22 protein-coding genes are annotated in these 25,997 nt (G+C 68.1%); 10 read left to right on the top strand and 12 right to left on the bottom strand.

The features are described from left to right. Positions 1-5: 5 nt before the first annotated feature. From PAM7066_RS01015 to PAM7066_RS01005, 3 genes are read right to left on the bottom strand one after another with little or no spacing between them, the layout of a single operon-like run. Positions 6-965 carry a methyltetrahydrofolate cobalamin methyltransferase gene (locus tag PAM7066_RS01015; protein ID WP_085852259.1) on the bottom strand — a complete coding sequence of 320 codons (960 nt, stop codon included), beginning with the start codon at positions 963-965 and terminating at the stop codon, positions 6-8. Continuing rightward, positions 962-1,621, bottom strand: coding sequence for an HAD family hydrolase (locus tag PAM7066_RS01010; protein ID WP_085852258.1), 660 nt, complete (start codon positions 1,619-1,621; stop codon positions 962-964). Before PAM7066_RS01010 ends, PAM7066_RS01015 begins: the two co-directional genes overlap by 4 nt. A 7-nt stretch (positions 1,622-1,628) precedes the next feature. Next, positions 1,629-1,925, bottom strand: coding sequence for a virulence factor (locus PAM7066_RS01005; protein WP_085852257.1), 297 nt, complete (start codon positions 1,923-1,925; stop codon positions 1,629-1,631). 234 nt (positions 1,926-2,159) lie between these two features. Between PAM7066_RS01005 and PAM7066_RS00995 the strand changes: the two genes are divergently transcribed. Next, on the top strand, positions 2,160-3,275 hold the full coding sequence (locus PAM7066_RS00995) for a Ppx/GppA phosphatase family protein (RefSeq protein WP_085852769.1): 1,116 nt from the start codon (positions 2,160-2,162) through the stop codon (positions 3,273-3,275). A gap of 58 nt (positions 3,276-3,333) precedes the next feature. Continuing rightward, positions 3,334-4,035 carry an RlmE family RNA methyltransferase gene (locus PAM7066_RS00990; protein ID WP_085852255.1) on the top strand — a complete coding sequence of 234 codons (702 nt, stop codon included), beginning with the start codon at positions 3,334-3,336 and terminating at the stop codon, positions 4,033-4,035. On the opposite strand, the gene PAM7066_RS19225 is transcribed toward PAM7066_RS00990, so the two are convergent. Then, on the bottom strand, positions 4,032-4,835 hold the full coding sequence (locus PAM7066_RS19225; protein ID WP_245749552.1) for a lysozyme family protein: 804 nt from the start codon (positions 4,833-4,835) through the stop codon (positions 4,032-4,034). The two genes, PAM7066_RS00990 and PAM7066_RS19225, sit on opposite strands and share 4 nt — an antisense overlap. Before the next feature lie 127 nt (positions 4,836-4,962). Further along, complete coding sequence (locus tag PAM7066_RS00980) at positions 4,963-6,246, bottom strand: alpha/beta hydrolase family protein (protein ID WP_085852254.1); 1,284 nt, start codon at positions 6,244-6,246, stop codon at positions 4,963-4,965. Between the two features lie 339 nt (positions 6,247-6,585). On the opposite strand from PAM7066_RS00980, the gene PAM7066_RS19500 reads away from it, so the two are divergent. Further along, a complete protein-coding gene (locus PAM7066_RS19500; RefSeq protein WP_276326051.1) occupies positions 6,586-6,711 on the top strand; it encodes a hypothetical protein in 126 nt (41 codons plus the stop codon). Between the two features lie 75 nt (positions 6,712-6,786). Here the strand turns inward: PAM7066_RS19500 and PAM7066_RS00975 are convergent, their stop codons facing one another. Further along, positions 6,787-9,876 carry a bifunctional diguanylate cyclase/phosphodiesterase gene (locus tag PAM7066_RS00975; RefSeq protein WP_139214924.1) on the bottom strand — a complete coding sequence of 1,030 codons (3,090 nt, stop codon included), beginning with the start codon at positions 9,874-9,876 and terminating at the stop codon, positions 6,787-6,789. A 406-nt stretch (positions 9,877-10,282) separates the two neighbouring features. Here PAM7066_RS00975 and PAM7066_RS00970 point away from each other — a divergent pair, with 406 nt between their 5' ends. The 7 genes from PAM7066_RS00970 to PAM7066_RS00940 all read left to right on the top strand — a co-directional run bounded on the left by PAM7066_RS00970 (position 10,283) and on the right by PAM7066_RS00940 (position 19,760). Then, positions 10,283-11,344, top strand: a complete 1,062-nt coding sequence (locus PAM7066_RS00970; RefSeq protein ID WP_085852252.1) for an ion channel — start codon at positions 10,283-10,285, stop codon at positions 11,342-11,344. Between the two features lie 345 nt (positions 11,345-11,689). Beyond that, positions 11,690-13,162 (top strand): diguanylate cyclase domain-containing protein, encoded by a 1,473-nt coding sequence (locus PAM7066_RS00965; protein WP_085852251.1) that lies wholly within the window; start codon positions 11,690-11,692, stop codon positions 13,160-13,162. Positions 13,163-13,401: 239 nt separating this feature from the next. Next, positions 13,402-14,688 (top strand): extracellular solute-binding protein, encoded by a 1,287-nt coding sequence (locus tag PAM7066_RS00960; protein WP_085852250.1) that lies wholly within the window; start codon positions 13,402-13,404, stop codon positions 14,686-14,688. Beyond that, positions 14,685-15,575 (top strand): carbohydrate ABC transporter permease, encoded by an 891-nt coding sequence (locus PAM7066_RS00955; protein WP_245749551.1) that lies wholly within the window; start codon positions 14,685-14,687, stop codon positions 15,573-15,575. The genes PAM7066_RS00960 and PAM7066_RS00955 overlap by 4 nt, the downstream gene beginning before the upstream one ends. Beyond that, positions 15,572-16,402: a carbohydrate ABC transporter permease gene (locus tag PAM7066_RS00950; RefSeq protein WP_085852249.1), complete on the top strand. Its 831-nt coding sequence runs from the start codon at positions 15,572-15,574 to the stop codon at positions 16,400-16,402. Before PAM7066_RS00955 ends, PAM7066_RS00950 begins: the two co-directional genes overlap by 4 nt. Positions 16,403-16,657: 255 nt before the next feature. Continuing rightward, complete coding sequence (locus PAM7066_RS00945) at positions 16,658-17,551, top strand: helix-turn-helix domain-containing protein (protein ID WP_175484536.1); 894 nt, start codon at positions 16,658-16,660, stop codon at positions 17,549-17,551. 73 nt (positions 17,552-17,624) lie between these two features. Continuing rightward, the gene (locus PAM7066_RS00940; protein ID WP_085852247.1) at positions 17,625-19,760 is read left to right on the top strand and encodes a TonB-dependent siderophore receptor; all 2,136 of its coding nucleotides are present in this window, start codon (positions 17,625-17,627) and stop codon (positions 19,758-19,760) included. On the opposite strand, the gene PAM7066_RS00935 is transcribed toward PAM7066_RS00940, so the two are convergent. From PAM7066_RS00935 to PAM7066_RS00910, 6 genes are all read right to left on the bottom strand, one after another. Further along, on the bottom strand, positions 19,744-20,382 hold the full coding sequence (locus tag PAM7066_RS00935) for a hypothetical protein (RefSeq protein WP_085852246.1): 639 nt from the start codon (positions 20,380-20,382) through the stop codon (positions 19,744-19,746). The genes PAM7066_RS00940 and PAM7066_RS00935 overlap by 17 nt on opposite strands. Further along, on the bottom strand, positions 20,379-21,332 hold the full coding sequence (locus tag PAM7066_RS00930; protein ID WP_085852245.1) for an ABC transporter substrate-binding protein: 954 nt from the start codon (positions 21,330-21,332) through the stop codon (positions 20,379-20,381). Before PAM7066_RS00930 ends, PAM7066_RS00935 begins: the two co-directional genes overlap by 4 nt. Further along, entirely contained in the window at positions 21,329-22,357 is a 1,029-nt protein-coding gene (locus PAM7066_RS00925; protein ID WP_085852244.1) for a FecCD family ABC transporter permease, read from the bottom strand. Before PAM7066_RS00925 ends, PAM7066_RS00930 begins: the two co-directional genes overlap by 4 nt. After that, a complete protein-coding gene (locus tag PAM7066_RS00920) occupies positions 22,354-23,328 on the bottom strand; it encodes a FecCD family ABC transporter permease (protein ID WP_085852243.1) in 975 nt (324 codons plus the stop codon). Before PAM7066_RS00920 ends, PAM7066_RS00925 begins: the two co-directional genes overlap by 4 nt. Next, positions 23,325-24,128 (bottom strand): ABC transporter ATP-binding protein, encoded by an 804-nt coding sequence (locus PAM7066_RS00915; RefSeq protein ID WP_085852766.1) that lies wholly within the window; start codon positions 24,126-24,128, stop codon positions 23,325-23,327. The genes PAM7066_RS00920 and PAM7066_RS00915 overlap by 4 nt, the downstream gene beginning before the upstream one ends. Before the next feature lie 67 nt (positions 24,129-24,195). Beyond that, a complete protein-coding gene (locus PAM7066_RS00910; RefSeq protein WP_085852242.1) occupies positions 24,196-25,899 on the bottom strand; it encodes an ABC transporter ATP-binding protein in 1,704 nt (567 codons plus the stop codon). Positions 25,900-25,997 lie beyond the last annotated feature (98 nt).

Here is a 25,997-nt window from a genome sequence, read left to right as displayed (position 1 = left end):
GGGGCTCACTCGCGGCGCCGGCGGCGACTGCCGCGGCCCGATCCGGCGTCGGACGAGGCCTTGGCCGCCTCGGCGAAGGGCGTGCCGGCCTCGACCGCGTCGAGCACGCGGGAGAACTTGATCCACTCGCTGCCGTTCGGGTCGTGGTTCATCAGGAAGTTGGCGGCGCGGATCGCCTCCATCTCGACGACGCGGACGGGGTTCATGATGGCGCTGGTCATGCCGGCGCCGATGGCCATGGGAAGGAACGCGGCGTTGATCCCGTGGCGATGCGGCAGCCCGAACGAGATGTTCGATGCGCCGCAGGTGGTGTTCACCCCAAGCTCGTCGCGCAGACGGCGGACGAGGGTGAAGACCTGCTGCCCGGCGGTGCCCATGGCGCCCACCGGCATCACCAGCGGGTCGACCACGATGTCATGCGCCGGGATGCCGTAATCGGCGGCGTGCTGGACGATCTTCTTCGCGACGGCGAAGCGCACGTCGGGGTCTTCGCTGATCCCCGTGTCGTCGTTCGAGATCGCCACGACCGGCACGTTGTACTTCTTGATGAGCGGCAGGATCGCCTCGAGCCGCTCTTCCTCGCCCGTGACCGAGTTGACCAGCGGGCGGCCCTTGGCGATCGACAGGCCCGTTTCCAGCGCGCCGGGGACGGAGCTGTCGATGCAAAGCGGGACGTCCACGAGGCCCTGAACCAGCTCGATCATCTTGCGCATGAGCGGCGGCTCGGTCTCGTTCGGGTTGGGGTTCGAGTTGTAGACGACGCCCGCGTTCACATCGAGGACCATCGCCCCGCAAGCCACCTGTTCAAGCGCGTCCCGTTCGACGGTCGAGAAGTCGCCAGCCTCGAGCTCGGCGGCGAGCTTCTTGCGACCCGTGGGGTTGATGCGTTCGCCGATGACGCAGAACGGCTCGTCGAAGCCGATCGTGACGGTCTTCGTTTGCGACTCGAGAACGGTGCGGGTCATGTCGTCTCCTTGGTGATGCGGTCGATCCAGGGCGCGAGCGCGGGATCGGAGAAATCGGCGAGCGTGGCCACGGCGCCGGCTTCTAACAGTCGGTCGTGGGACAGGGACGAGCGCAGGCCCAGCGTCGGAATCCCTGCGCGGGTGGCGGCGGTGACGCCCGAGGGGCTGTCCTCGAACGCGAGGGCGCGCGAGGCGGTGGCGCCGAGCCGGTCGAGCGCGATCTGGTAGGGCAACGGGTCCGGCTTGCCCCGCGCCAGCTCATCGGCCACGACGATGGTGTCGAAGCGGTCGGCAAGGCCGAGCGCGGCCAGCATCGCCTCGGCATTGGCGCGGGGGGCGTTGGTGACAATGGCCGAGCCCCAGCCTTCGGCGGCGATCCGGTCGAGAAGCGGCAACAGCCCGGCCACCGGCGATGCCTCGGACCCGAGGCGGGCGCGGAAGCGGGCCTCTTTCTCGTCGGCCATGGCGCGGGGATCGGTGCCGGGGAAGGCGTCGCCGAAGATGTCATCGTTCAGGCGGCCGTGGATGTTGTCGTAGTAGTGGGCTTCGTCGATCTGCACCCCGTGTTCGGCGAAAAGCTCGACGAAGACGGTCGCGTGGATCGGGTCCGAGTGGATCAGCGTCCCGTCGAGGTCGAAGAGGAAAGCGAGGGTCATCGTGCAGTCACGCCCGGCCGTCATTGGCGATGAGGGTGCGCAGACGCTCGGGGTCGTAGGTTGTGTCGATCTCGTCGGCGGCACGTCGCGCGGCCTCTTCGTCCGACCCTTCGACCGTGACGGGCGCGCCCTTGTGCCATTCGGCCAGGTAGTCGTCGGTTCCGGCGGCGCCGGACTTCATCGCGGCGCGGTCTATGGCTTGTTCGAACCGTTCGGGCAGGGGGATCTTCACCCCCTTGCGGCCCTTGCCGGCGATCACCTGCGCGGGGATGTCCCGCCAGTAGACGATGGTGATCTCGGCCATTTCGACGCCTCCAGTCCGTTCGCTATCCGATACGCGGCCCCTCGCCGCGCTCCATGCCGTTTTTCGACGTAATGTCGGTCTGCAGCGACGCAACGTCTAACCGGTTGTGCGGGATTGCGCCATGTGGGGGCTTGGTCATTTGGCTCATCATCATCTTGAGGCCGCCCGGACACAACGCTTGCCTCGCGTGGGGCTGATGCATAGGTTCGAGTCAACCGATTGGAGGGCGACGAAATGACGCCCAAGCGTCCCATAGGTGCGGGCGCGTTCCCGAAGCCGGTCGAGCCGCAGCGCACCGACAGACCCGATCCGGCGTCGCTTTATGCGGCGCTCGATCTCGGCACGAATTCGTGCCGCATGCTGATTGCCCAACCCAAGGGCAACCAGTTCCACGTGGTCGACTCGTTCTCGAAATCCGTCCAGCTGGGGCAGGGGCTCGAGACGACGGGGCGGCTGAGCCTCGCCTCGATGGAGCGGACGATCCAGGCGATCAAGATCTGCCGGTCCAAGATCGACCGCCGCAGGGTCAGCCGGATGCGCCTCGTCGCGACCGAGGCCTGCCGGCGCGCCAGCAACGCGCGTTCGTTCATCGACACGGTGCGGCGGGAGACCGGCCTCGCGCTCGAGATCATCGCGCCCGAGGAAGAGGCGCGTCTGGCGGTGATCTCGTGCGCGCCGCTCGTCTCGACGATGACCGAGCAGCTTCTGGTCGTGGATATCGGCGGCGGCTCGACCGAGCTTGTGTGGATCGACATCACACGCGTCCCCCGCCACGACCGGCCGCGCGCCATCATGCGCCTTCATGCTGGGTTCAAGCCCGCGGATGGCTCTCCCTTTCCGGCGGCTCGCGTCGTGGACTGGATCAGCGTGCCGCTGGGTGTCGCGACGCTGCGCGAGCAGTTCGACGACGTGAAGAACGACGCCGCCCGGTTCGCCCTGATGAGCTGGTATTTTGAGGAAAACCTCGTGACCTTCGCGCCTTACGCCAGCGAGCAGGCGCGCGAGGGGTTCCAGATCATCGGCACCTCGGGCACCGTGACGACGGTGGCGGCCAGCCATCTGGGGCTGAAGCGCTACGACCGCAATCGCGTGGACGGGCTCCGTATGACCTCGGACCAGATCGACGCCGTGATCCGCAGCTACCTGACCCTCGGCCCCGAAGGGCGGCGGCGGGATCCGCGCATCGGTCGGGACCGGCAGGCGCTGATCATGTCGGGCTCGGCGATCCTGCAGGCGCTGCTTCGGGTCTGGCCGACGGACCGGCTGTCGGTGGCCGATCGCGGTCTGCGCGAGGGACTGCTTTACGCGCAGATGTCAGCTGACGGCGTGCTCGAGGACGGCCCTTACTGAGCGGATCCTCTTGTGCGCGCGGGCAGGCGGCGTAAGTGGACGGGCAGGAGGCCCGATCATGGCGAAGAAAACAAGTGGACGCGGGCAACGCGACCTGACGGTCAAGGTCAAGACGGCGCGCGGGCGGCGGCTGTCATCCACCCGGTGGCTGCAGCGGCAGTTGAACGACCCTTACGTCAAGCGCGCGAAGGACGAAGGATTCCGCGGCCGCGCGGCGTTCAAGATCATGGAGCTTGACGACAAGTACGAATTCCTGCGCCCGGGTGCGCGGGTCGTCGACCTGGGTTGCGCACCCGGCGGCTGGTGCCAGGTGGCGGTGCCGCGCGTCAACTCCGACGGATCGCGCGCGGGCAAGCCGCAGGGCCGCGTGATCGGAGTGGATCTGCAGGAGGTCGAGCCGATCGCGGGCGCCGAGATCCACCAGCTCGACTTCATGGAGCCGGGCGCGGACGACCTGGTCAAGGAATGGCTCGGCGGTCCGGCGGATGTCGTGATGTCGGACATGGCGGCCTCGTCCTCCGGGCACAAGCAGACGGACCACAACAGGATCGTCGCCCTGTGCGAGGCAGCGGCAGAGCTTGCCTTCGACGTGCTGGTCGAGGGCGGCACCTTCGTGGCCAAGGTGCTTCAGGGCGGGGCCGAGGACAGCCTGCAGGCTGAGTTGAAGCGCCGCTTCGACAAGGTGGCGAACGTCAAGCCGCCGTCGAGCCGGTCGGATTCCTCCGAAAAATTCGTGATCGCGCAGGGCTTCCGCGGTTAGCCGCGGAAGATCTGGTCCATCTCGCTTTCGAAACTCGCCCAGGACATCGTGGCGGAGTTGCCCGCGTAGCCGTGATAGTGGGAGCGTCCGGACGAGTTCGGGAAGCCCGCCCAGATCTTGGCAAGGTTGTTCATGAAGGCAGTGCGCGTGATCTCGCCGGCGCGATAGGCGCTGAACCCGGCATCCTCGAGCAGGATGTCCGCCATCCGGTCCTGCAGATCGGGCGTGAAGCGGTCGTTGGGTCCGGCGTCGAGGATCGTCACCAAGCGCGCCAGGGTCGAGGGGATGAACTGGTAGCGGCCGATGGCGTGGGGCTGACCGGGGGTCGCGTCGATCCAGGCGAAGATCTCGCCCAGGGTCAGGTCGGTCGGGCGGCCGGACGGCTTGCGGCGGGCGCCGTGCTGGACGGCGTCGTAGCCGGCGGGACCGGCTTCGGCATCGGCGATCAGGTGGCGGACCATCGCGGCCTCGGGGTCGCCGGCGCCCAACCTTGCGTAGGACCGGGAACTGCGGCGTCCGTTCCGCGGGTCGATACGCTCGGCCAGGGGGGCGAAGAATCCGCGCTCGTGCTGATCGACGAAGAGGCTCTGGGCGCTGGTGCGCATGATGGCTTCCGAGCCGGATTCCGCACGTTCGACGAGGGGCTGCAGTTCGGCGCCCCACATGCTGACGGCGCTTTCCCTGTCCTGCGCCGGGCGGAGACCCTGCCCGGTCAGAAGCGAGTAGCCCTGCGCGTGCGCGCCCGCCGCGGCAATCGTGAACGCCACGAGAAGCGCAAGGCGACGCAGGTGGTAAACCATGACAACCCCGTTCTGAGATCGGATCAGCCCGGGGACCCTCTCGGGAAATGATTTACATCGCGTTTACGACGTTGCTCGCCGGAACCTCGCGGCGCGCGCTTCAGACCGCGACGCGGGCCGCCGCCGATCACTGCGCCGCCTGGAACTCCAGCCGCAGACCGCGGGCCGTGCCCTCGCCGAAGCCGGTCCAATAGGTGTGCTCCGCGGTTGGCGTGTCGTCGTCGCCGACGGACCAGACACCATCCTCGGCCGACTCGACCAGATCGAGGTAGCGGCCGCGCTCGGCGTCGCCCTTGAGGTGCTGGTCGAAGAACGCGGTCGCGAAATGCGTGAGGATGTTGTTCATGCGCGTCGTGTCCCAGACCGGGTCCGCGTAATGCGGGAAGGAGGTGGATTCGGCGCCTGGGGCCGCCTGCCAGCTTTCCTCGGGGGCGGGCATCGGGGCGGCGGCGTTGTGACCGGCGTTCTCGAATGTCAGCAGGTGGCGGTCGACGCTCGTCGTGCCCTCGAAGATCTGGCGGATCGCGCCGTATCCGGAGACGTCGTCCGCGCTGCCTGCGATCAGCAGCAGCGGCTCGCGGAACCCGGCAAGGGTCTCGGCATCCCAGAAGTCCCGGTTGTGGCCCCACGGCCCGATCGCGATGACCGCGGCGACACGGTCGTCGAGAAGTGCCTCGTGGGACTCGGTGCCGGCGACGTTGCGGCTCAGCAGGTCCTGCGGTGGCGCGTAACGTCCTGTCGTGGCAGCCTCTTTCGTCACGCCCGCGCCGCCGAAGATGAGCGCGCCGTATCCTCCCATCGAGTAGCCGACCACGCCGGTGCGACTGGCGTCGATGCTCGCGCCGAGATCGCCGTCGAGCTCCGCGAGGCTGTCGAGGACGAAGGCCTGGTCTACCGGCCGGTTGACGAGGGTCGAAGCGAACGCGCCCTGATCGGAATACGTGCTGTCGGGGTGGTCGATCGACCCCACGACGTAGCCTTTTGAGGCGAGGTTCTCGCCCAGGTGGCTGAGCAGGAAGCGGTTGCCGGGATAGCCGTGGGACAGGATGATCAACGGGTATTGCCCGTCCGCCGGCGCGGCGTCGCGCGCGGCGCGGCCGGTCAGCGTGGTCTCGGTCTGGCCGTCGCGCAGGACCGTCGCATAGGTCTCGCCCTGCTCGGCATCGGCGGAAGCGGGGTACCAGACCTCGACGGTGATCTCGCGGTCGGTCGTGGTCGGCTCGGCATCCTCGGTCGCGGCCGGGACGTCGATCTGGTCCTCGTTGGTGAAGGTCAGCGTTCGCACGCCGGTGACGGTCTCGCCATAGGGCGCAAGCTCGGGCGCGTCGGGCCGGATCCGGTCGATCGGGTTCTGGGCCGCGGCGGGCGTCGCCAGCAGAAGTCCCGCAATCACAGGTGCAAGATGTTTCATCGGATCCTCGTGAAAGTTGTGTCGACCCACCGTCGCCGGTTCCTTGCGTCGTGACAAGTGACGGTACTGCGCTTCATTTCCGGGCGTTCCAGTGCGTGCGGCGGGGGGCGGTCTCGGCGCGCGATCCCCAAGCCGCTGAGCCGCGTAGCGCGGTCTCGTGAGTGAGCGACCGCTCATCGCTGCGACCCCATGAGCGGAGACGAGCCGACGCCCGGCGTGCTGTGGCCGCAGCATTCGACGAGGCTATCTTGCTGCCCGCCAACCCTTGCCCTGCGCTGAGGCGGGGTAGCGGTTGGCCGGGTCTGGAAGGGCCTGCGAAAACTGCATGAGGAGACTCGCATGACTATCCGAATGATCCCGATCGTCGCTCTTTCCATGGTTCTCGGCCTCGCGGCCTGCCAGGAAGAGGAAGCCGAAGACGTCGAGGGTGTCGGCGCGGAAGAGGTCGAGGAAGTCGAGGATTGAGGCGATAGCCCCCGGACGGGTTCCCCCACTTTAGGCGAGCCCGTCCAAAACACCCGCGCTGAAGCCCGGCGTGGTTTAGCCCGCTGCAGCCGACCTGGCCGGAACGGCCGACCGCGACAGGAACGGTTCGATGTCGGCTGCGCTTCCGGGCCGGCAGAGGTAGAAGCCTTGCACGTCGTCGCATCCGAGATGGGAGAGGAAGTCCATCTGCGCCTTCGTCTCGACGCCTTCGGCGACCACGCGCTTGTTCAACCTGCGTCCGAGGGTCACGACCGCTTCGATCAGCGCCTCGTCCGGCAGGTCGATTTCCGACAGGAACGACCGGTCGATCTTGATCTTCGAGATCGGTAGCCGCGCCAGGTAGCTGAGCGACGAATAGCCGATCCCGAAATCGTCGATCGCCAGGGTGATGCCACGCGCCTCGCAGGCGCGCAGGAACGACTGCACCTGCTTGCTCTCGGGATCCATCAGGAACCCTTCGGTGAACTCGAGCTCGAGTGTCTCGCTCGGCACGCCGAACTCGGCCACCGCCCGGTCCAGGTTCGTGACGTAGTCCTCGGCGCTCGCCTCGGCCGCCGAGACGTTGACGGCGATTTTCACGTCGATCCCGTCGGCGCGCCACAGCGCCTGCTGCCGGCAGGCCTCGCGGATGACCCACGCGCCGAGCGTCCGGATCAGGTTGCTGCGCTCGGCTGTGCGGATGAAATCGTCAGGGGCGATCATCGTCCCGTCGCGACACCAGCGAACCAGCGCCTCGACGCAATGGACCTGGCCGGTCTCGACGTTGACCTGCGGCTGGTAGTGCAACATCAACTCGTTGTTCCGGATCCCCTGGCGCAGGGCGGTCTCGACCTGGACGTGATGGGTCGCCGCGGCCTCCAGTTCGGGCTGGAAGCTGCACACCCGACCGCGCCCGTTCTTCTTGGCCTCGTAGAGCGCCAGATCCGCGTGCCGCATGAGAAGATCCACGGTTCCGGCGTCATCGGGATAGAGCGCGAAGCCGAGACTCGCCGACACCTCCAGCTCCATCCCGTTGATGGAGGCCGGTTGCGCCAGGGCGTGCCGAAGTCGCTGGGCAAGCTCCGCGACCCCCTCGCGCGAGCGCGCGTTCGGCACCACGATGGCGAACTCGTCGCCGCCAAGCCGCGCCACGCTGTCGCCCGTGCGGATCGACGAGGTCAGCCGCTCGGTGACGAGGCGCAGGATGGAATCGCCGACCGGATGGCCGTGGGTGTCGTTGATCGACTTGAAGTCGTCGAGGTCGAGCAGGATCAGCGCGGCGCAGGACGTCCCCACATCCGCCTGCTGCGTCGCCTCGACCAACTGGTCCGCGAACACCGAGCGATTGGAAAGCCCGGTCAGGACATCATGCCGGGCAAGATGCTCGACCTGGCTCTCGGCCAGCTTCCGTTCGGTAATGTCGATCAGCATCCCCGAAAGACGCCGCACCCGGCCATCCCCGTCGCGCTCGATGGCCTGCGCGAAGGAGCGCACCCAGATCCAGTTGCCATCGGCGTGACGCATCCGCAGCTCGACCTCGAAACGCTGCTCGCGCCCGGCAAGGAATTCCTCGCGGAGGACATCGCGGCGTGCGCGGTCATCGGGGTGAACCTGGTCCGACACCCATTCGTCGAACTGCTCGGCTGTCACCGGAAACTCGTCGTAGCCGAACATGTCCCGCAACTGGGGGCTGACGTAGATGTCGCTGCTCGCCGGGATCGTCTGCTCGTAGATCGCACCGCCGCTCGCCTCGATCGCGATCGACATGCGCCGTTCGCTCGAGCGTACGGCATTGTCGGCTTGAACGCGCTCGGTCTGGTCGCGCATGATGCCGGTGAAGAACCGGCTTCCGCCTGCCTGCCACTCGGCGACGGACAGATCGATGGGGAAGGTGCTGCCGTCCTTGCGCCGGCCCTCGACCTGGCGCCCGACACCGATGGTCCTGGCTTCTCCGGTCCGGACGTATTCTTCGAGATACCCGTCATGGGCCGAGCGGTGCGGGTCCGGCATCAGGAGGCTCACATTCTGCCCGAGCATTTCCGAGCGATCGTACCCGAAGGCCCGCACGGCGGCCGGGTTGCAGAAGACGATGATGCCCCGGTCGTTGATGACCATGATCGGATCGACCGCGGTGTCCGCGATCGAGCTTTCGCGCGCCTCATGGTGCCGCAGGGCCTCCAGCCCGCGCCGCTCGTCCGCCGCGGCGGCAAGGACAAGGGCCGCGACCGAGGTGATGACCGCGAATTGCTGGGCAAGAACGACTTGCGCCAGCGCTGACGCGGTGATCGTCGCGAATGCGCCCGCACCGATCGTGGCGCTCCAGATCGCGGCTGTGGAGACGATCATCAACGCAAGGGCGACGCCGCTCACCCGGTACGAAACCGCGATCCAGATCAGGATCGGATAGACGTACCAGGTGCGCAGGACGGTGAACCTGTGCTCGAAGAAGATCTCGTGCGAGACGAGAGCCGCCGTCGCCAGAAGTCCGACCAGGCCAAGCCACTGCCGGCCGCTCATGCGCCACGCCGCGGGGTAGCTCCAGGTCAGCATGATCGGCGCGACGAGCAGGGCCCCGCTGCTGTTGCCGAGCCACCACCCAAAGCAGATCTGGATCGCCCGGCGCGGGTCCAGCTCGCTCGAGAACGCCAGCACCCCGGTGCCCACGACCGCGGCCATCGCGGCCCCTGCCGCGATCGCGAGCGTCAGCCGCACGACGTCCTGCATGGCCGTCAGGCGCAGATCGGCCGGCCGCCATCCCTTGAGGATCAGGACCGCGACGACGGCTGCGCCCGTGTTGGCCGATGCGATCAGGACTTCCGCCCAGATCGGCTGATCGGACCCCGTTACGAAGGCTGCGGCGAGCCGGCCGATCAGGATCGCCGGCCAGAGCCTCCATCCGCCCAGCAGAAGGCCCGCCACTCCGACGCCGGCCGCCGGCCAGACCGGCGATCCGGCGCCACTTACGGAAGCCCATTGGAGACCGAGTACGGCCGTCATCCAATACGCGGCGAAAAGCGCAACCCCCCGGCTCCACAGGAGCACCGAGCGCTTCTTGATCCGCTTGCGGCCCAACGAGATGAGCGCGAGGAAGACCGCGATTGCCAGTACGGAACCCGCGGTGCTGAGCAAGAGAGGTGCGATGTCCACGCTGGCTGGTGTATTCACGGCTGTTCCTTCAGCGCGGGCCAAGGCCGACGGTTCGGTCCCGGGTATCGGTGGCAGTCCCAAGGGCGGGTCTCGAAACGTCGCTCCTTCTCGGCTTGCCTAAAATGTTACGGAAGTGTCGGCGGAAGGTCTTACGGGATGGTTAACGAAAGGGCGTCGCTGCAGTGCGGCGGGTTCCATCGGCGCAAGATTGCCGATCGTGGTTTCCTGCCGGCTGACAACGGCACCGCGCGCGGCGGATACCAGCATGCCGGCCGTGGCGAACCGCGGCGGATCAACGCGGCGCGCAAGTTGCGCGCATTCTTGCCACCGGCTTGGAAGGGGGCAGACCGGGCGGCGCGGGGCAGCCGGCCGCAAGTCACCGACTGCCGAGGCAACCGGACGTGCCACTCCGCGTTAGGCGGCCATGAGATACCTTGCCGTCGCCCTCTTCGCCGCCTTCCTTCCCCTGTCACTTGCGGCCCAGGACGCCGCAACCGTGGTCCCCAAGGGGGAAAGCGGCCCGCTTCGCGTCGGCGTCGCGGATCTGCCGCCCTACGCCATCGATGCCGGGGAGGGCGCATGGCTCGGGATGGGAGTGGACATCTGGCGGCTGGTCGCCGAGCGCGAGGGATGGGCCTACGAGCTGATCTCGGCCGGGCCGGACGAGCTGGAGGCCGGGTCCGTCGACCTCCTGCTGCCAGTGGTGGCAAGTCCGACCCTCGAAGCGCGTGTCGATCTGTCCCTGCCGTTTCACGTCGCCACGATGGGCGTTGCGGCCGAGCGCGAGTCCCGGCTGTTGTCGGTCATGCGCGGCTTCTTGTCGTGGCGCTTCCTTCAACTCGTCGTCTCGTTGTCGGCGCTTTTGCTTGCCATCGGCGCGCTGATCTGGGTGGTGGAACGCCGCCGCAACCAGGACGAGTTCAACCCGGGAATCCTGAAGGGCCTTGGTGACGGCTTCTGGTGGGCCGGCGTGACGCTGACCACGATCGGCTACGGCGACAAGTCGCCCAAGACCCTGCTAGGGCGCCTGGTCGCCATGCTCTGGATGCTGACCGGCCTCGCGGTGAGTGCCGCTCTCACCGCGACGGTGGTGACCCTGGCGCAACCCGGCCGGTCCGGGTCGCTGCCCGAACGCTTCGCCGGAGAGACGGTGAGCGTCGTCGCCGATACACCCACGGCCCGGTTTCTGGACTCTGCCGGGGTTTCGACCGCACCGCGCCCGGACATGGACGGCATCCTCAACGCCCTGGAATCCGGTGACGTCACCCGCGCCGCAGCCCCCGCGCCGGTCCTGCGCCATGCCATCTCGGAAAGGGGAGCCGTGGACTACGGCGTTTCCACCACCACCCTGCACCCGCTGATGATCGCCGTGGCGCTCGCCGAGGGGTCGGACCTGCGCGAGCCAGTGAACCGCGCGCTGCTGGAGGTCCTGTCGACCGAGGCTGGCTGGGACGTCCTTCAACGCTACGACCAGATCGAGAAATAAAGCCCGACTCCCGCAGATTCGATCGGGGTGACGGCGCGTGAACGGAAGGCAGATGATCGGAAATCAAGCATAGCGATAGGAAGTCATATCCACCAATTGATTCAAATCCATGTACGCATCCCCTGAATTCGTCGGTGAGAGATGAGACCGTTTCAGGGCTGAATTGACCAGTGACACTGCCCCGCGCCGCATTTCCGGCCACGGCGGCGGTGTTGCGCAAACTGGAGTAGCGCCGACCGGAGCTCGCGCCCGCTAACATGTCGTCAACTACGGATCGCTTTTTTCATTGCGCCAAAGGAACGTACCGGCGACAGGACGACATGGTCCTCGGCCAGGGAGGCCACCATGCCCGACACAAACATAGCTCAGCCTTTGCGCCGCCAGGTGCTCCTCAGTATCCTCGTACTGTTCGTATTCGGAACGCTTCCGGTGATCCTGATCGGGACGACCTCCGTCGATCGGATCGACCGGAAGGCAGCCGCCCGCGAAAAGAGCCAGGCGGTCGCGGCCGTCGAGAGACGGTTCGAGCGTCTCGCCGTCGAGCAGCGGAACGCGACGGTCTGGGACGAGGCGGTCGGCAAGGTTGCCGTGGCCGACACGGCCTGGATGGAGAACAACGTCGGCGTCTGGATGCAGGAGTATTTCGGCCACGACATGAGCTTCGTGCTCGATCCCGCTCTCACGCCGATCTACGCTGCGGCGGAGCTCGAGACCCGATCACCCGACGCGTTCGACCAGGTCGAGGGCGTCGTCGCGCCCATGGCGGCGTCCGCGCGCGATATGATCCTGCAAGGCGATATCGCCCCCGAGGAGATCGCGGTGACGTCCTATGTCACGCTCGCGACCGGTCCGGCGATTGCCAGTGTCGTCCCGATCATCCCGGATACGGACGCGCTCGACGTGGTGCCCCGGAGCACCCATTTCCACGTCGCCGTCGACTATCTCGACGATACCTACCTGGCCGCCGTGACGGAGGGGCTCGCCCTTGCTGCGCCGTCGATCGACACCCGGGGCGGCAGTCGACACGGCGTCGTCGCGATGAAGGACGCGCGCGGCACCGAGATCGCGCGTCTCACCTGGAGGCCGTCCGCGCCGGCCAGCGACCTCGTTGCCGCCATGTCTCCGGCACTTCTCCTGTGGCTCGGGGGCGGTGCGCTCCTGGTCTTCTTTCTTGCCCGGCGTCTCATCGGGACGTCGTACAGGCTGCAAGCGAGCGAGGCGCACGCGCGTCACCTCGCCTTCCATGATCCCTTGACGGGACTTCCGAACAGGGCGCTGTTCGAGGACCGACTCGGCCAGGCCCTTGCGATGGCCGATCGGGGAGGGGCCGACGTCACGCTCCTGATGCTCGACCTCGATCGGTTCAAGGCCGTCAACGACCGGTTGGGCCATCCCGCGGGCGACGAACTGATTCGTCAGGTGGGCGAGCGGCTCGCCTCGCGGATCCGGCGCAGCGACACGGTCGCGCGCCTGGGCGGGGACGAATTCGCGCTCATTCTGGTGGGAGACGTGGATGCCGCTGCCTTCGATGCGTTCTGCAAGGACGTGATCGTCGATATCTCACGCCCCTACGACCTGTTCGGCGAGGCGGCCTCCGTATCGGCGAGTATCGGGGCCAGCCGCGCAAGACCCGGAGAAGACGCGGGAGAACTGATCAGATGCGCAGACATCGCGCTCTACCAAGCCAAGGACAAGGGGCGCGAGCGCCACTGCGTGTTCGTCGATGGCATGGGCGCCCGGTCACCGATGCAGGGTCGATGGGAGCAGGCCCATTCTTTCACCTGGATCATCTCGACGATGGGTTTCATCCTCCACTAGCCGTCTGGGGACCCGTGCTCACGCGGATGCGGACGCAACCTGCGCCGAGACCGCGAGCACGGCGATGGGAAACGGGCGGCTGCGCATCGTCGTGCCAGCTCGAGGGCTGGCGGTTGCGGGGGTGCGGAACAAGATGGCCCCTTGTGCAAGTTCGTTGCCGGAAAATCGCCCCCGCACTACGCTGCACCGGCTGAACGTGCCTGAGCGTCGTATCCGCGCCGCCCTGTCAGGAGGACCGAATGAAGACCTGCATCCTTGCCGCGACGCTTGTCGCCGCGCCCGCACTCGCGTCCGCGCAGGAGCTTGTGACCCGCAGCCGCGTCGGCCTGCCCGACGCGCCGAACACGCTGACGTTCCGCCTGACCTCCTACGATCTCTATTCCTCGGACCCGGCCACGCGCGAGGCGTTCGAAGGCCTGTTCTCCGCGTTCATCCGCGCCCGCCCCGGCTGGAAGATCGAGACGCAGCTCCAGACGGGGAATATCGGCCAGGAACAGGCGCGGCTTCTGCAACAGACGCAGGCCGGGCGCGGGCCCGACTGCGCGATGATCGACTCGAGCCAGTTGGCCCTGTTCAAGGACACGGGCGTGCTGCAACCGATGAACGCGGTGTTCTCGGACGAGGATGTCGCCGACCTGTTTCCCTACGTCCGCGAGGCAGTGACCGACGACGCGGGCAATGTGCTGGCCTGGTGGTGGTTCACCGATCTGCGCGTGCTCTACCGCGACACATCCATCGTGCCCGAGGCCCCGCAGACCTGGCACGAGGTCAAGGCGGCAGCCCTCGCTGCAGTCGAGCAAGGGCGCGAGGGCATCCTGTTCAACGGCGGCCGCTGGGAGGGCACCTCCTTCGACTGGCTGGCGAATTTCTGGGCGCAGGGCGGAGAGCTGACCGACGAGAGCGGCGCGCCCGTCTTCGCCGAGGGCGACAACCGCGAGAAGTTCCTGAACGCCGTCGCCTACTATCAGAACCTCGTAGAAAGCGGCGCGGCACCGCGGCGGATCACTTCGATCACCGATTACGACGCCTTCAACGCCGCCGCTGCCGCCGGCTCGGCCGCGATGTTCGTTGGCGGCAACTGGCAGTACGGGCAGCTGCGCAACACGCTGCCCGAGGATACTTTCGCCATCTGGGAGGTCTCGGAACTGCCCGGACCCACGCCCGACCAGCGCGCCACCGGCACCGGCGGCTGGACGATCGCCGCGCTGTCGGATGACCCGGAAAAGGCCGCGCTCTGCGGCGAGATCGCGAAGGAGATCTACGCCGGTCCGGGCAACGCGGCGCAGGGGCTGCTGCCGACGTCCCAGCCGATCTACGACCGCTACGACGCCTATGACGGGCCGGAATACGATCTCTTCGTCGAGGCGCTCGAGAACGGCGTCGCGCGTCCCGGGGCGGCGATCTATCCCGAGATCTCGAACCAGATCCAGATCCTGCTGGGCGACGTACTGTCCGGCTCGGCCGAGCCCGAGGCCGCTCTCGACGCCGCCGCCTCCGCCGTTCAGTCGGCTTACGAGCGCCAGTGACCCCAACGGCCGAGCGTGCGCCGGGGCAGGGCTACCCGGCGCCGTGGCTGATCCCGGCGGTGGCGGTGCTGGCGACGTTCTACGCGGTGCCGGTCCTCGACGTGACGCGGTTGGCCTTCAGCGACGCCACGCTGATCCAGCCGGCGAGCGGCTTCTCGACCGTCGCGCTGCGGTCGATCCTGACGGATCCGGCCCTGCCGCAGGTCCTGGGCACGACGCTCGTCTTCGTGGCGGTCAACGTGGCCGTGCTGCAGCTCGCGGGGCTGGCCATCGCGCTGCTGATCGTGCGCGGCGAGCGGCGCGAACTGCCAGGCATGGCCGCCTTCCGCACCCTCGTCCTGGCTGCATGGGTGGTGCCGGGCATCGCCAACGGATTGATCTGGGGGATGCTGTTCGACGAGGCGCCCTACGGCACCCTCAACAGCCTGCTGGCCTATGCAGGGCTGGGCCCGGTGGCGTGGCTGTCGGACCCGCAGATGGCGCTGGTCTCGGCCGTGATCGCGAATGTCTGGCAGGGCACCGCGTTCTCGATGATCGTGTTCTACGCCGCGCGCCGCGGCATCGACCCGGTGCTCTACGAGGTGGCCGAACTCGACGCGGCGGGGCCTTGGAGGACCTTCCGCTCCATCACCCTGCCGCTGATGCGCCGCGCCATCGCGGTGAACTCGGTGCTGGTCTCGGTCCAGACGCTGAACACCTTCGACTCGATCCTCGCGCTGACCGGCGGCGGCCCGGGGCGCGCGACCGAGGTCCTGTCGCTCTTCACTTTCAACACGGTGTTCTACAACCTCGACCTCGCGGGCGGCAGCGTGCTGGCGGTTCTTCTCTTCGCGATCGGCATGGGGCTGACGATCCTGATCGGCTGGCTGGGGCGGGACCGGACATGAGCGCGCGCTGGGGTGACGTCGCGACCTACGCGGTGCTCGCGGTTCTGGCGGTGTTCTTCGCCGTGCCCTTCGCGTGGCTCGTCAGCCTCGCGGTCCGCACCCCGGCCGAGATCTACCTCGGCGCCGCCCGCTTCATCCCCGAGACACCTACGCTGGACAATTTCCGGACGATCCTGTCGGACCCTGCCTTCCTGATCTACCTCTGGAACGGTCTGAAGCTGTCGGCGCTTGGAGGCGCGCTCGCCGTCGTGCTGGCGATCCCGGCGGCCTATGCCTGCGCGCGAGTCCCGTTCCGGGGCCGGCAGGTGGTGCTGGTGGGCCTGCTGGCGGTGCAGATGATCTCGCCCCTGGTGATCTTGGTGCCGCTCTATCGCTGGATGAACGCGCTGGACCTGCTGAACCGGGACGTCTCGGTGATCGCGGTTTACGGGGCGCTCGGGATGCCGCTGGCCGTCTGGCTGCTGAAGGTCGCCTTCGACGCCATCCCGATAGAGCTCGAGGAGGCGGCGTCCATCGACGGAGCCTCGCGCCCCGTCATCCTGATGCGGATCGTGCTGCCGCTGGCGCGCTCGGGCATCGCGTCCGCCTTCATTCTCGCGATGGTGATGAACTGGTCGCAGTTCCTGATCCCGTTCATCCTGCTGGAGCGCGACGGCGACTGGCCGATCTCGGTCGCTATCTTCAACTTCGCCGGATCGGTCAGCGCCTCGACCACGCAGCTTCTAGCGGCGGCCTGCCTGGTCGCGGTGATGCCCGCAGTCCTCGTGTTCATCCTGCTGCAACGCATGATCGTCTCGGCCCTGATCGGAGGCGCGGTGAAGGGCTGACCCGGCGTCCTCGAGGTCCGAAAGCCGACTATTAAGCTCGGCTTTCTTGCCCTGACTCGGGAAATATGGAATTGTCCTCTCCTTGAACAACATCCAATTGGCATCCTGCATGGCGCCTCTCGAGGACGATACGGCATCGCTGACACGGCCCCACGACCCACCGGGGTCTGCCAAGCGGTGTGCGGCACCGCTTTGGCGACCGACCATCCCCGTAGCCCGTCGGCACCTGTCCCGCGGATGAGCGTCCGGCCGAACATGACCGTCCTGCTCAGCGGGATCCGCCCGGCCGCCCCGCTGGTCTTCCGCGCGTGGAATGGCGTGCTGGCCGACCTCTGGCAGGCTGAGATCGCACCGGGCGGGCACGGGCGGTATCGCTCGGAAGCGCCGCGCATCGTTGCCGTCCTGGGCGAGCCGCCGTCACCCATGCACCTGTCCTGGGATGGGGCCGAAGCCACCGAGCCCGTGAGGGTCTTCTACGTTCCCGCCGGCGCCGACGTGTCCACACGCTTCACCGGGCCGACGGCGCTGCGGCACCTCGACCTGCATTTCGATCCCGGCGCTCTGGGCGCACGTCTTGCGGCTGCCGGGCGCGAGGGGGCGATGGACCGGCCCGTCTGCCTTTCGGACTGTCCGGTGGCGCTTTCGATCGCCGAACTTCTCGCCGACGAGATACGGAACGGCACGGGCGACCCCCTGACGCTGGATTCGCTGGCCTATGCCCTTGTGGGCAAGGTTTTCGGTCGCGCGGAGCCGATCAGCCTTTCCGCGCGGGGCGGGCTGCCCGAGTGGCAGCTTGCGGCGCTGGACAGGTTCCTGCGATCAGAACTGCACCGTCGGGTGGCGGTGGCCGAAATGGCGGCAGTCGTCGGCCTTTCGGAAAGCTGGTTCGCCCATGCCTACCGACAGAGCCGCGGAGAGACCCCTCATCGGGCACTTCAACGGATGCGCGTCGAAGCCGCCATGACCCATCTTTCCCGGGCCGAGCCGACATTGGCCGAAGTCTCGACCATGGTGGGCTTTGCCGATCAGGCGCATTTCACCCGCGCCTTCCGGACGATCACGGGCCGGACGCCCGGCGCATGGCGGAAATCGGCTTTGCAGCAGGATTGCGCAAAAGCCGACTGTTTCAGTCAAGACATCCACGGCTGACCGCTGCAACACGGGCGGGAACATCGGCCTCCCTCGCGGGGGGCTGCCGCCACGTGGAATCGAGGGACCCAGAATGAAAAGAACCACGCCGCTCGCCATCGTCCTAGCGGGAACCACCGCCCTCGCCACGCCGGTTCTGGCACAGGAACAGGCGTTGAGCCTGGGCGAGATCGTCTTCGAGGTGCAGGGCGCCGAGCCCGTGGGCGACGTCGCGGCCCCCTTCACCCTGTCCGGCGTCAAGACCGCCACTCCGATCACCGAAGTGCCGCAATCGGTCAGCGTGATCGGCCGCGAGACCTTCGAAGAGCAGCACCCGAACAAGGTGGACGAGGTGCTGCGCGACGTGGCGGGCGTGCAAAGCCAGCTCTACGGCTACGACAGCGACACAAACTGGTTCTACATCCGCGGGTTCAACTCGTTCGACACGGGCGCCTTCCTCGACGGGTTGTCGCTGTTTTCCTATGGGTTCGGCACGTTCTACATCGACCCCTTCCTGCTCGAGCGGATCGAGGTGCTGAAGGGTCCGGCCTCGATGCTCTACGGGGCCTCTTCGCCGGGTGGCATCGTCAACTACGTGTCGAAGCTGCCCGACGGCAGCGAGGGCAGCTCGATCACCACCGGGGCCGACACCGAGGGGCGGGCCTGGGTGTCGGGCGAGGCGGCGGGCGTCATGGGCGACGACCTGTCCTACCGCTTCGGCGCCAAGATCACCCGGCAGGACGGGCACGGCATGTTTGAGGAAGGCTACGAGGGCGTCCTGTTCGCGGGCGCCACGAAGGCCTTCGACGACGGCAGCCGCCTGACGCTGCACCTGTCGCATACCGACATGGACGAAAGCCACGTGGGCGGGCAGTTTCTGCCGATCTACGGCACCGAATACGAAGCGCCGTTCGGCTATTTCGACGACTACTTCAATGCCGGTGACCCCGAGTCGGACGAGTACGACCGCAGCCAGACCATCGCCACGGGCATCTACCGCACGACCGTCGGCGGCTGGGAGCTGACCGACACGTTCCGCCTGGGCCGCGCGGATGTGGAAGAGACGTATCTTTACGCGAACGGCTTCACCTCGGGGCAGGTGCCAACCGAGAATGCCGATGTCAGTCGGATCGTCTTCGCCCATGACAGCGAAGCGACCATCGCCCAGAACGATCTGCGCCTGACGCGCGAGGTTGTGACAGGTGCCGTCACCCACGACGTTCTCCTCGGCCTCGACATGCGGCGCTATAGCTTGGACGAGACGCAATTCTCGTCCGAGGGCTTTGCAAGGGGAACGGCGCTTGATCCCGCGGATCCGGAATATGGTGCCGATCAGCCGGCACTCACCAACGCGTATATCGACGGGGTCCGCACGCAAGAGCAGGTCGGCCTCTACGCACAGGACCAGCTTCGCTTCGGCAACTGGATCACCACGCTGAACGCCCGCTACGACTGGGTGTGGTCCGACTTCGACAACAGGATTGGCGTTGATCTGGACCGCAAGGACGAGGCGTTCAGCGGGCGCGTCGCGTTGGCCTACGACTTCGGCAGCGTGACGCCCTACGTGACGGCGGGCACATACTTCAACCCGCAGTCGCTGGACGTCGCGGTGGCCGAGGACGCCGATCCCGAAACTGGGCGGCAGGTCGAGGTCGGGGTGAAATGGCAGCCGAACGAGTACTCGCTGGTAACGCTCGCGGCCTTCGACATCGTGCGCGAGGACGTGTCCCAGACCTTCGTGAACGGCGGCTTCTTCGATCCGCAGATCCTGGGCGAGGTCCGCTCCCGCGGAGTCGAGGTCGAGGCCGACCTGAGCCTGTCCGAGCAATTCAACCTGCGCGCTGCCTACACGGCCATGGATGTCGAGATCGCAGAGTTCGACGGAGCCCCCGCCACCGTCGGCAAGACGCCGCAATCCGTGATCGAGACGCTCGGCTCCGTGGAGTTGGCCTACGCGCCCTTGGCAGTCCAGGGCCTCGAGCTGCGCTTGGGCGCACGCTACCTTGGCGACAGCTGGGCTGACAATGACAACACCCTCGCGGTCGGCGATACGGTGCTGTTCGATGCCGGAATGAGCTGGGACTTCGCCGCCGACTGGACCGCCGATGTGAACGTCACCAACCTGGCGGACGAGCGCTACACCGCAAGTTGCCGGACCGACTTCGGCACTTCGTCGTGCTGGCAGGGCGAGGGGCGCGTCGCGTCCTTCGCGGTCACCCGCTCTTTCTGAGCCGCGCCATCGTGGGCGCTCCCACTACGGGAGCGCCCGCTTTCCCCTTCGTCAGGGGGCAGTTCAGGCAGACCGCCCCCGAGACCGCCAGATACCTGCAGCACCCGCCCCGACGCGCGACACCGTCCGCGTCGAAGACCAGCTGCCGGTTCGCGAAGGGCGCGCCGTAGGCGGTCAGGATCTCGCGGCCACGTTCCATGTCTCCGTTCTGCGACCACCCCCAGGCCAGCCCGTCGCCGGCCAGCCGCCAGCACGCACGCGGCGCCAGCGGCCCGGCATAGGCAAGCGCATTGACCGCAGGCGCCATGACGCGTGCCAGCGCGACCGCAGCCGCCGGTGGGGATACCGGCCCCTCGGCCAGGTCGTCCGCGTCCAGCGTGATCCCCAAATACCCCTCGTCCCCGAGCGCGGCCATCAGCGGCATCGACCGGGCATCGGCCGACGCCAGCGACCGGCCCGCGGCATCCTGTGCGACCAGCCAGGGCCCGACCACATGGGCCAGCACGTTCATCACCCAGGCTGCGTGGTCGCGCGAACCCATCGCAGGCATGGCGCGCGCGTTCAGCGCCACCAGCTTGTCGACGACCTCGGCCGTTCGGGACAGGGCGAAGCGCAGGGTCACTCGGTCACGACCGGTCCTTCGCCCGCCCGCGCGGCCTCGATCGCCGGGACCAGCTGGTCGAGCGCGTAGGGCAGGCTGAGCAGCGAGGCATGGGACAGGGCGCCGGCAGTCAGTTCGCCGGCCATGACCTCGTGCCCGTTTTCCGCCGCATCGAGGAAACGGCGCGTCACCAGCGCGTCGACGGCCGAAAAGTCGCCGTCGGTGGACAGCCAGATCAACAGGTCCGCGTCGAGGATCGGCAGCGCCTCTTCCCCGAGCGTAACCGCGAAGGCATTGGCCGACGTCGCCGCGTCGTCGATGCCCTGCGGCGTCTCGAATCCCATCCGGGACAGCAGCTGCGGCCGGATATCGGCCGAGGTATAGGCACTCGGCGATCCGCTGAACGCATTGGCGACCGTGGCGGTCAGGCCGTCCCATTCGGGATGGGCCTCGGCAATTGCATCCAGGCGATCGCGGATCGCGTTTACCTGCGCCTCTGCCTCGTCCTCCTCGCCGACTGCGCGGCCGGCGATCAGGGCCCGCTCGTCCCAGGGAAGCTCGTAATCGCCGATGCCCTCGGGCACGGCGACGACGGGGGCGATGCGCGACAGCTGGGTATAGTCGTCGGCGGTGATGCCCGACCACAACGCGAGGATCACGTCGGGATCGCTGGCCGCCACCGCCTCGTAGTCGATCTCGCCCCGCAGGACGACCGGATCGCTGGTCAGAAGATCCGATGCCCAGGGCCATAGCGGCCCCTCGAAATCGCCATACCAGTAGCGTATTGCAACGGGCTGCACCCCGAGAGCAAGCAGGTCGTCCGCGCCCGAGAAGTCGAGGCTCGCGACACGCTCGGGCGCTCTCTCGATCACGCTCTCGCCGAACTTGTGCGGGACCGTCAGCGGAAACTCCTGCGCGGCGGCGGGGATGGCCAGAACGAAGGGCAGGGCGGTCAAGATGCGGGGGATCATGGCGTGCTCCCGTGTTTGCGAAGGATGAGAAGGGCGAAGAGCGGCGCGCCCATCAGCGCCGCGACGAGGCCGGCGGGCACCTGGACGGGGCCGGCCAGCGTGCGCCCGGCAAGGTCGGCCCCACCGGTCAGCAGCGCGCCGGTGACCCACGACAGCGCAAGGTGGAGACCCGGTCCGGCGGGGGCGAGGCGGGCGGCGATGTGGGGCGACAGCAGGCCGATGAACGCGATCGGCCCGACCACGGCGACCGACCCCGCCGCCATCGCCACCGCCGCAAAAAGCAGCGCCAGCCGCGCGCGTCCCGCCCGGTGCCCCAGCGTGGTGGCCAGATCATCCCCGAGCCGCATCGCCGCCAGCGGGCGCATGGCGGCGACCGCGACAGGCACGGCGGCAAGGCTGCACCAGGCCAGAAGGCGCACGTCGCTCCATCCCGACGCGCGGACCGACCCGGCAAGCCAGGCCAGCGCGGCATGGGCCTCCGAGAGGCCGCCATAGGTAAGGATCGCTGTGGTCATCGCCGCAAGGAATGCGGCCATCCCGACGCCGATCAGCAGGAACCGGATCGACTGGCCCGAGGACAGCGACAGGATCACGGCAGCCACCGCCAGCCCCCCCGCGAACGCTGCGGGCATGGTCCAGGCGGCGCCATCCGGTGCCAGCACCGTCAGCGCAACCACGGCAAGCCCCGCGCCCTGGCTGACCCCCACCAGCGCCGGATCGGCCAGCGGGTTGCGCGTCGCCCCCTGCAGAAGCGCGCCCGACAGCGCCAGCAGCCCTCCGGCCATCAGGCCGACCAGCGCGCGGGGCAGGCGGAACTCTCCGGCGACCAGCGCGGCCCGGTCCGTCGGCGTGCCGACCAGCACCGACAGCGCATCGCCCGCCGCCAACGGAATCCGGCCGGCCATGAGGCTGCCAAGGAACAGCAGGGCCACGGCGCAAGACAGACCCACCAGGGCCAGCACCGCCGGGGCGGGCGCCTCGACGGCCACCCGTCCGCCAAGGGCCGAGGCGCGCAACACCCTCATGCTCGAAGCCGGACGAGGGCGATGAAGACAGGCGCGCCAAGGATCGCCGTCAGGATCCCGGTCGAAATTTCGGACGGCGAAAGAACAATGCGCGCCAGCGTGTCGACGCCCAGAAGATACGCCGCGCCGAGGCCCATCGAGACCGGCACGACCCGCGCGTAATCCGTGCCGACCAGCAGCCGCGCGGCATGGGGCACGGTCAGCCCGACGAAGGCGAGCGGCCCGGCCACCGCGACCCCGACGGCGGTCAGCGCGACGACCGCGGCGATCGCCGCCGCGCGCAACCGTGCCACGCTCAGGCCCAGCCCCGTCGCCGCCTCGTCCCCCATCGCCAGTGCCGTCAGTCGCGGCCCGATGAACAGAGCGGCTCCGAACCCGCACAGGACCCAGGGCAGCACCGTCAGGATCACCGTCATCCGAAGCCCCGCGAGCGAGCCCGAGAGCCAGATCCGCAGCTCCTCAAAGCCGCGCTCGTCCAGCAGGTTCAGAAGCGTCGTCAGCGCGACGAGGAACGCCGTCACCGCGGCGCCCGCCAGCACCGGCGTCAGCTCGCTGCCGCTGCGGGCGAGCGTCGTCAGCGCCCAGACCATGGCCGCGCCCGCGACGGCGCCGAGCGCGGCGAGGAAGGGCAGCGCCGCCACGCCGCCGAGGCCCGGCACGGACTGCCCCGCCACCACCGCCAATGCGGCCCCGGCCAGAAGCCCGAAGAGACCCGGCTCGGCCAACGGATTACGCGTGACGCCCTGCATCAGCGCGCCCGCAACGCCCAAGCCGGCGCCCGCGATGGCGGCGCCCAGTGTGCGGGGCAGGCGGATCTCGCGGATCACGACGGTCTCGAACGACTCGCCCGGCATCGCGAGGGCGTGCAGCACCGTCTCCCACGGGATCGACTGCGCGCCGGCGGACAGGTGCCAGAGCGCGGCGGCGAGCGGCAGGGCGATCAGGATGGCGGGAAGGGGCAGGTGCCTCATGCCGCGACGCCGGTGCGGGGCAGGCAGACGGGCCGCCCGGTCTCGGGGTCGGGCATCACCCGCGCGTCGAGGCCGAAGACCCCCGACAGCGCCTCGGGCGTCAGAACCTCGGTCGGCGCGCCTTGGCACGCGATCCGGCCGTCCTTCATCATCACGATGTGGTCGGCGAAGGCGGCGGCCAGGTTCAGCTCGTGCAGGACGACCAGCACCGTCCGTCCCGACAGCGCGAGGTCGGATAGCAGCCGCATGATCCCGATCTGGACGGCCAGGTCCAGGTAGGTCGTCGGCTCGTCCAGCAGGAGGATCCCTGTCTCTTGCGCCAGGGTCATGGCGATCCAGACCCGCTGGCGCTGGCCGCCCGACAGCGCCTCGACGCGCGCATCCGCCAGACCCGTGACGTCCGCCTGCTCCATGGAGCGGGCTATGGCCGCGTCGTCATCGCGCGACCATTGGCGGATCAGCCCGCGATGGGGATGCCGGCCCTGGGCAACCAGGTCCCGGACGCGCATTCCGTCGGGCGTCAGGGGGGACTGGGGCAGCATCGCCATGCGCTGCGCGACCGCGCGGGGCGACAGCCGGTCGGTCCGTTCGTCGCCAAGGGATACGGTGCCGGCCTCGGCCCGCAGGATCCGCGAGACGGTCTTGAGAAGCGTCGACTTCCCGCAGCCGTTCGGGCCGATCAGGGCGGTCATCTTCCCCGGCTCGACGGTCAGCGAGACGTCGTCCAGCACCAGACGCCCCCCGCGCCGGACGCAGAGGTCGTTGATCGTGACGGTCTCGCCCCGGGGCATCTCGGTCATCGCATCGCGCAATTCAGATCAAAACACTCGGCTACCCGTCTGACAGACGGGGCTGGTGTCGGCAAGCTCAGGCAGCGCTCAGCCGCGCATAGGCCCCCGCCTTTTCAAGCAATGCCTTGTGAGACCCGATTTCGACGATATGCCCGTCCTCCATCACCGCAATGCGGTCGGCGTCGCGGATCGTGCCCAGCCGGTGCGCGATGACCAGCGTGGTCCGGCCGCGGGTCAGCTCGGTCAGGGCCTGCTGGATGCGGCGCTCGGTTTCGGTGTCGAGCGCAGACGTCGCCTCGTCCAGGATCAGGATCGGCGGGTTCTTGAGGAAGATCCGCGCGATGGCGACGCGCTGCTTCTGCCCGCCCGACAGGGTTACCCCCCGCTCGCCCACCACCGTATCCAGCCCCTCGGGAAGGGCTTCGATCACCTCGCCCAAGCGGGCGCGGCGGGCGGCCTCGAGGATCTCGTCCTCGGTCGCGCCGAGGCGGCCATAGCCGATGTTCTCGCGCAGGGTTCCGCCGAACAGGAACACGTCCTGGCTGACGATCCCGACCTGCCGGCGGAGCGAGCGCAAGGTCATGTCGGCCACGTCCATCCCGTCGATGGTGATGCGACCCCGCTGCGGGTCGTAGAAGCGCGGCACCAGCGCCAGAAGCGAGGTCTTGCCGGCGCCCGATGGGCCGACCAGCGCCAGCGTCTCGCCCGCGGCGACGTCGAGGCTCACGTCCTTCAGGATCGGGCGATCTGGCGCGTAGCCGAAGGTCACGCCCTCGAACCGGATCGCGCCGGTCAGGGACGGGGCGTCGGCGGCATCGGCGCGGTCCTCGATGTCGGGGCGCGTCTCCATCAATTCGATGTAGCGGCGGAAGCCGGCGATGCCGCGGGGGTAGAGCTCGATCACAGCGGCGATCTTCTCGATCGGGCGGAAGAACAGGGTCACCAGCAACAGGAACGCGACGTAGCCGCCGGTGGTGAGCGAACCGTCCAGAACGAAAGCCGCGCCCGCCACCATCACGGCGACCTGCACCAGCCGCATCCCCATGTAGTTGAGTGTCGATGAGGCGGCCATGACCCTGTATGCGGCCAGCTTCGTGTCGCGATACTTGGCGTTGTCGCGGGCGAAGAGGTCGGCCTCGTGCGCCTCGTTCGCGAAGGCCTGAACCACGCGGATGCCGCCCACGTTCTCTTCCAGGCGGACGTTGAAATCGGCGACGCGGGCATAGATCGACCGCCATGTCCGGGTCATGCGGCCCCCGAAGACGAAGACCACGGCCGCGCAGGCCGGCACGATGGCAAGGGTGATCAGCGCAAGCTGCACGTCGATCGCCAGCATCATGATGAAGGCGCCGACGAAGGTCATCACGGCGACGAACAGGTCCTCGGGGCCGTGATGCGCGACCTCTCCGATTTCTTCGAGGTCGCGGGTCACGCGGGCGACCAGCTTACCGGTGCGAACCTTGTCGAAATACGAGAACGACAGCCGCTGAAGCTGGTCGAAGGCGCGGCGGCGCATCTCGGTCTCGATGTTGATGCCGAGCATGTGGCCCCAGTAGATCACGACCGCCATCAGGCCGGTGTTCAGCGCGTAGATCAGCAGCAGACCCACGGCGGACACGACAGTCAGCGCCAGATCGCCCCGGGGCAGCAGCACGTCGATGAAGAGCTTGATGGCAAGCGGGAACGACAGCTCCAGCAGCCCCGACAGGACGGCGCTTCCGAAATCGAGCCAGAAAAGCTTGCGCCACGGGCGGTAATAGGACGCGAAGGCGCGCAGCATCAGGCGACCTGCCGGTCGGCCTGCGGCGCGGGCTGTCGGTGATCGCGGTGCGTTGGTCGCATCTCAGTATTTCCGAGGTCACGTGTCGGGATCGTCCT

It is taken from the genome of Palleronia marisminoris (assembly GCF_900172315.1).
GTDB classification, from domain to species: Bacteria; Pseudomonadota; Alphaproteobacteria; order Rhodobacterales; family Rhodobacteraceae; genus Palleronia; species Palleronia marisminoris.
The sequence above is the reverse complement of the archived record's forward strand: the minus strand, read 5'-3'. Positions and strand labels throughout refer to the sequence as shown.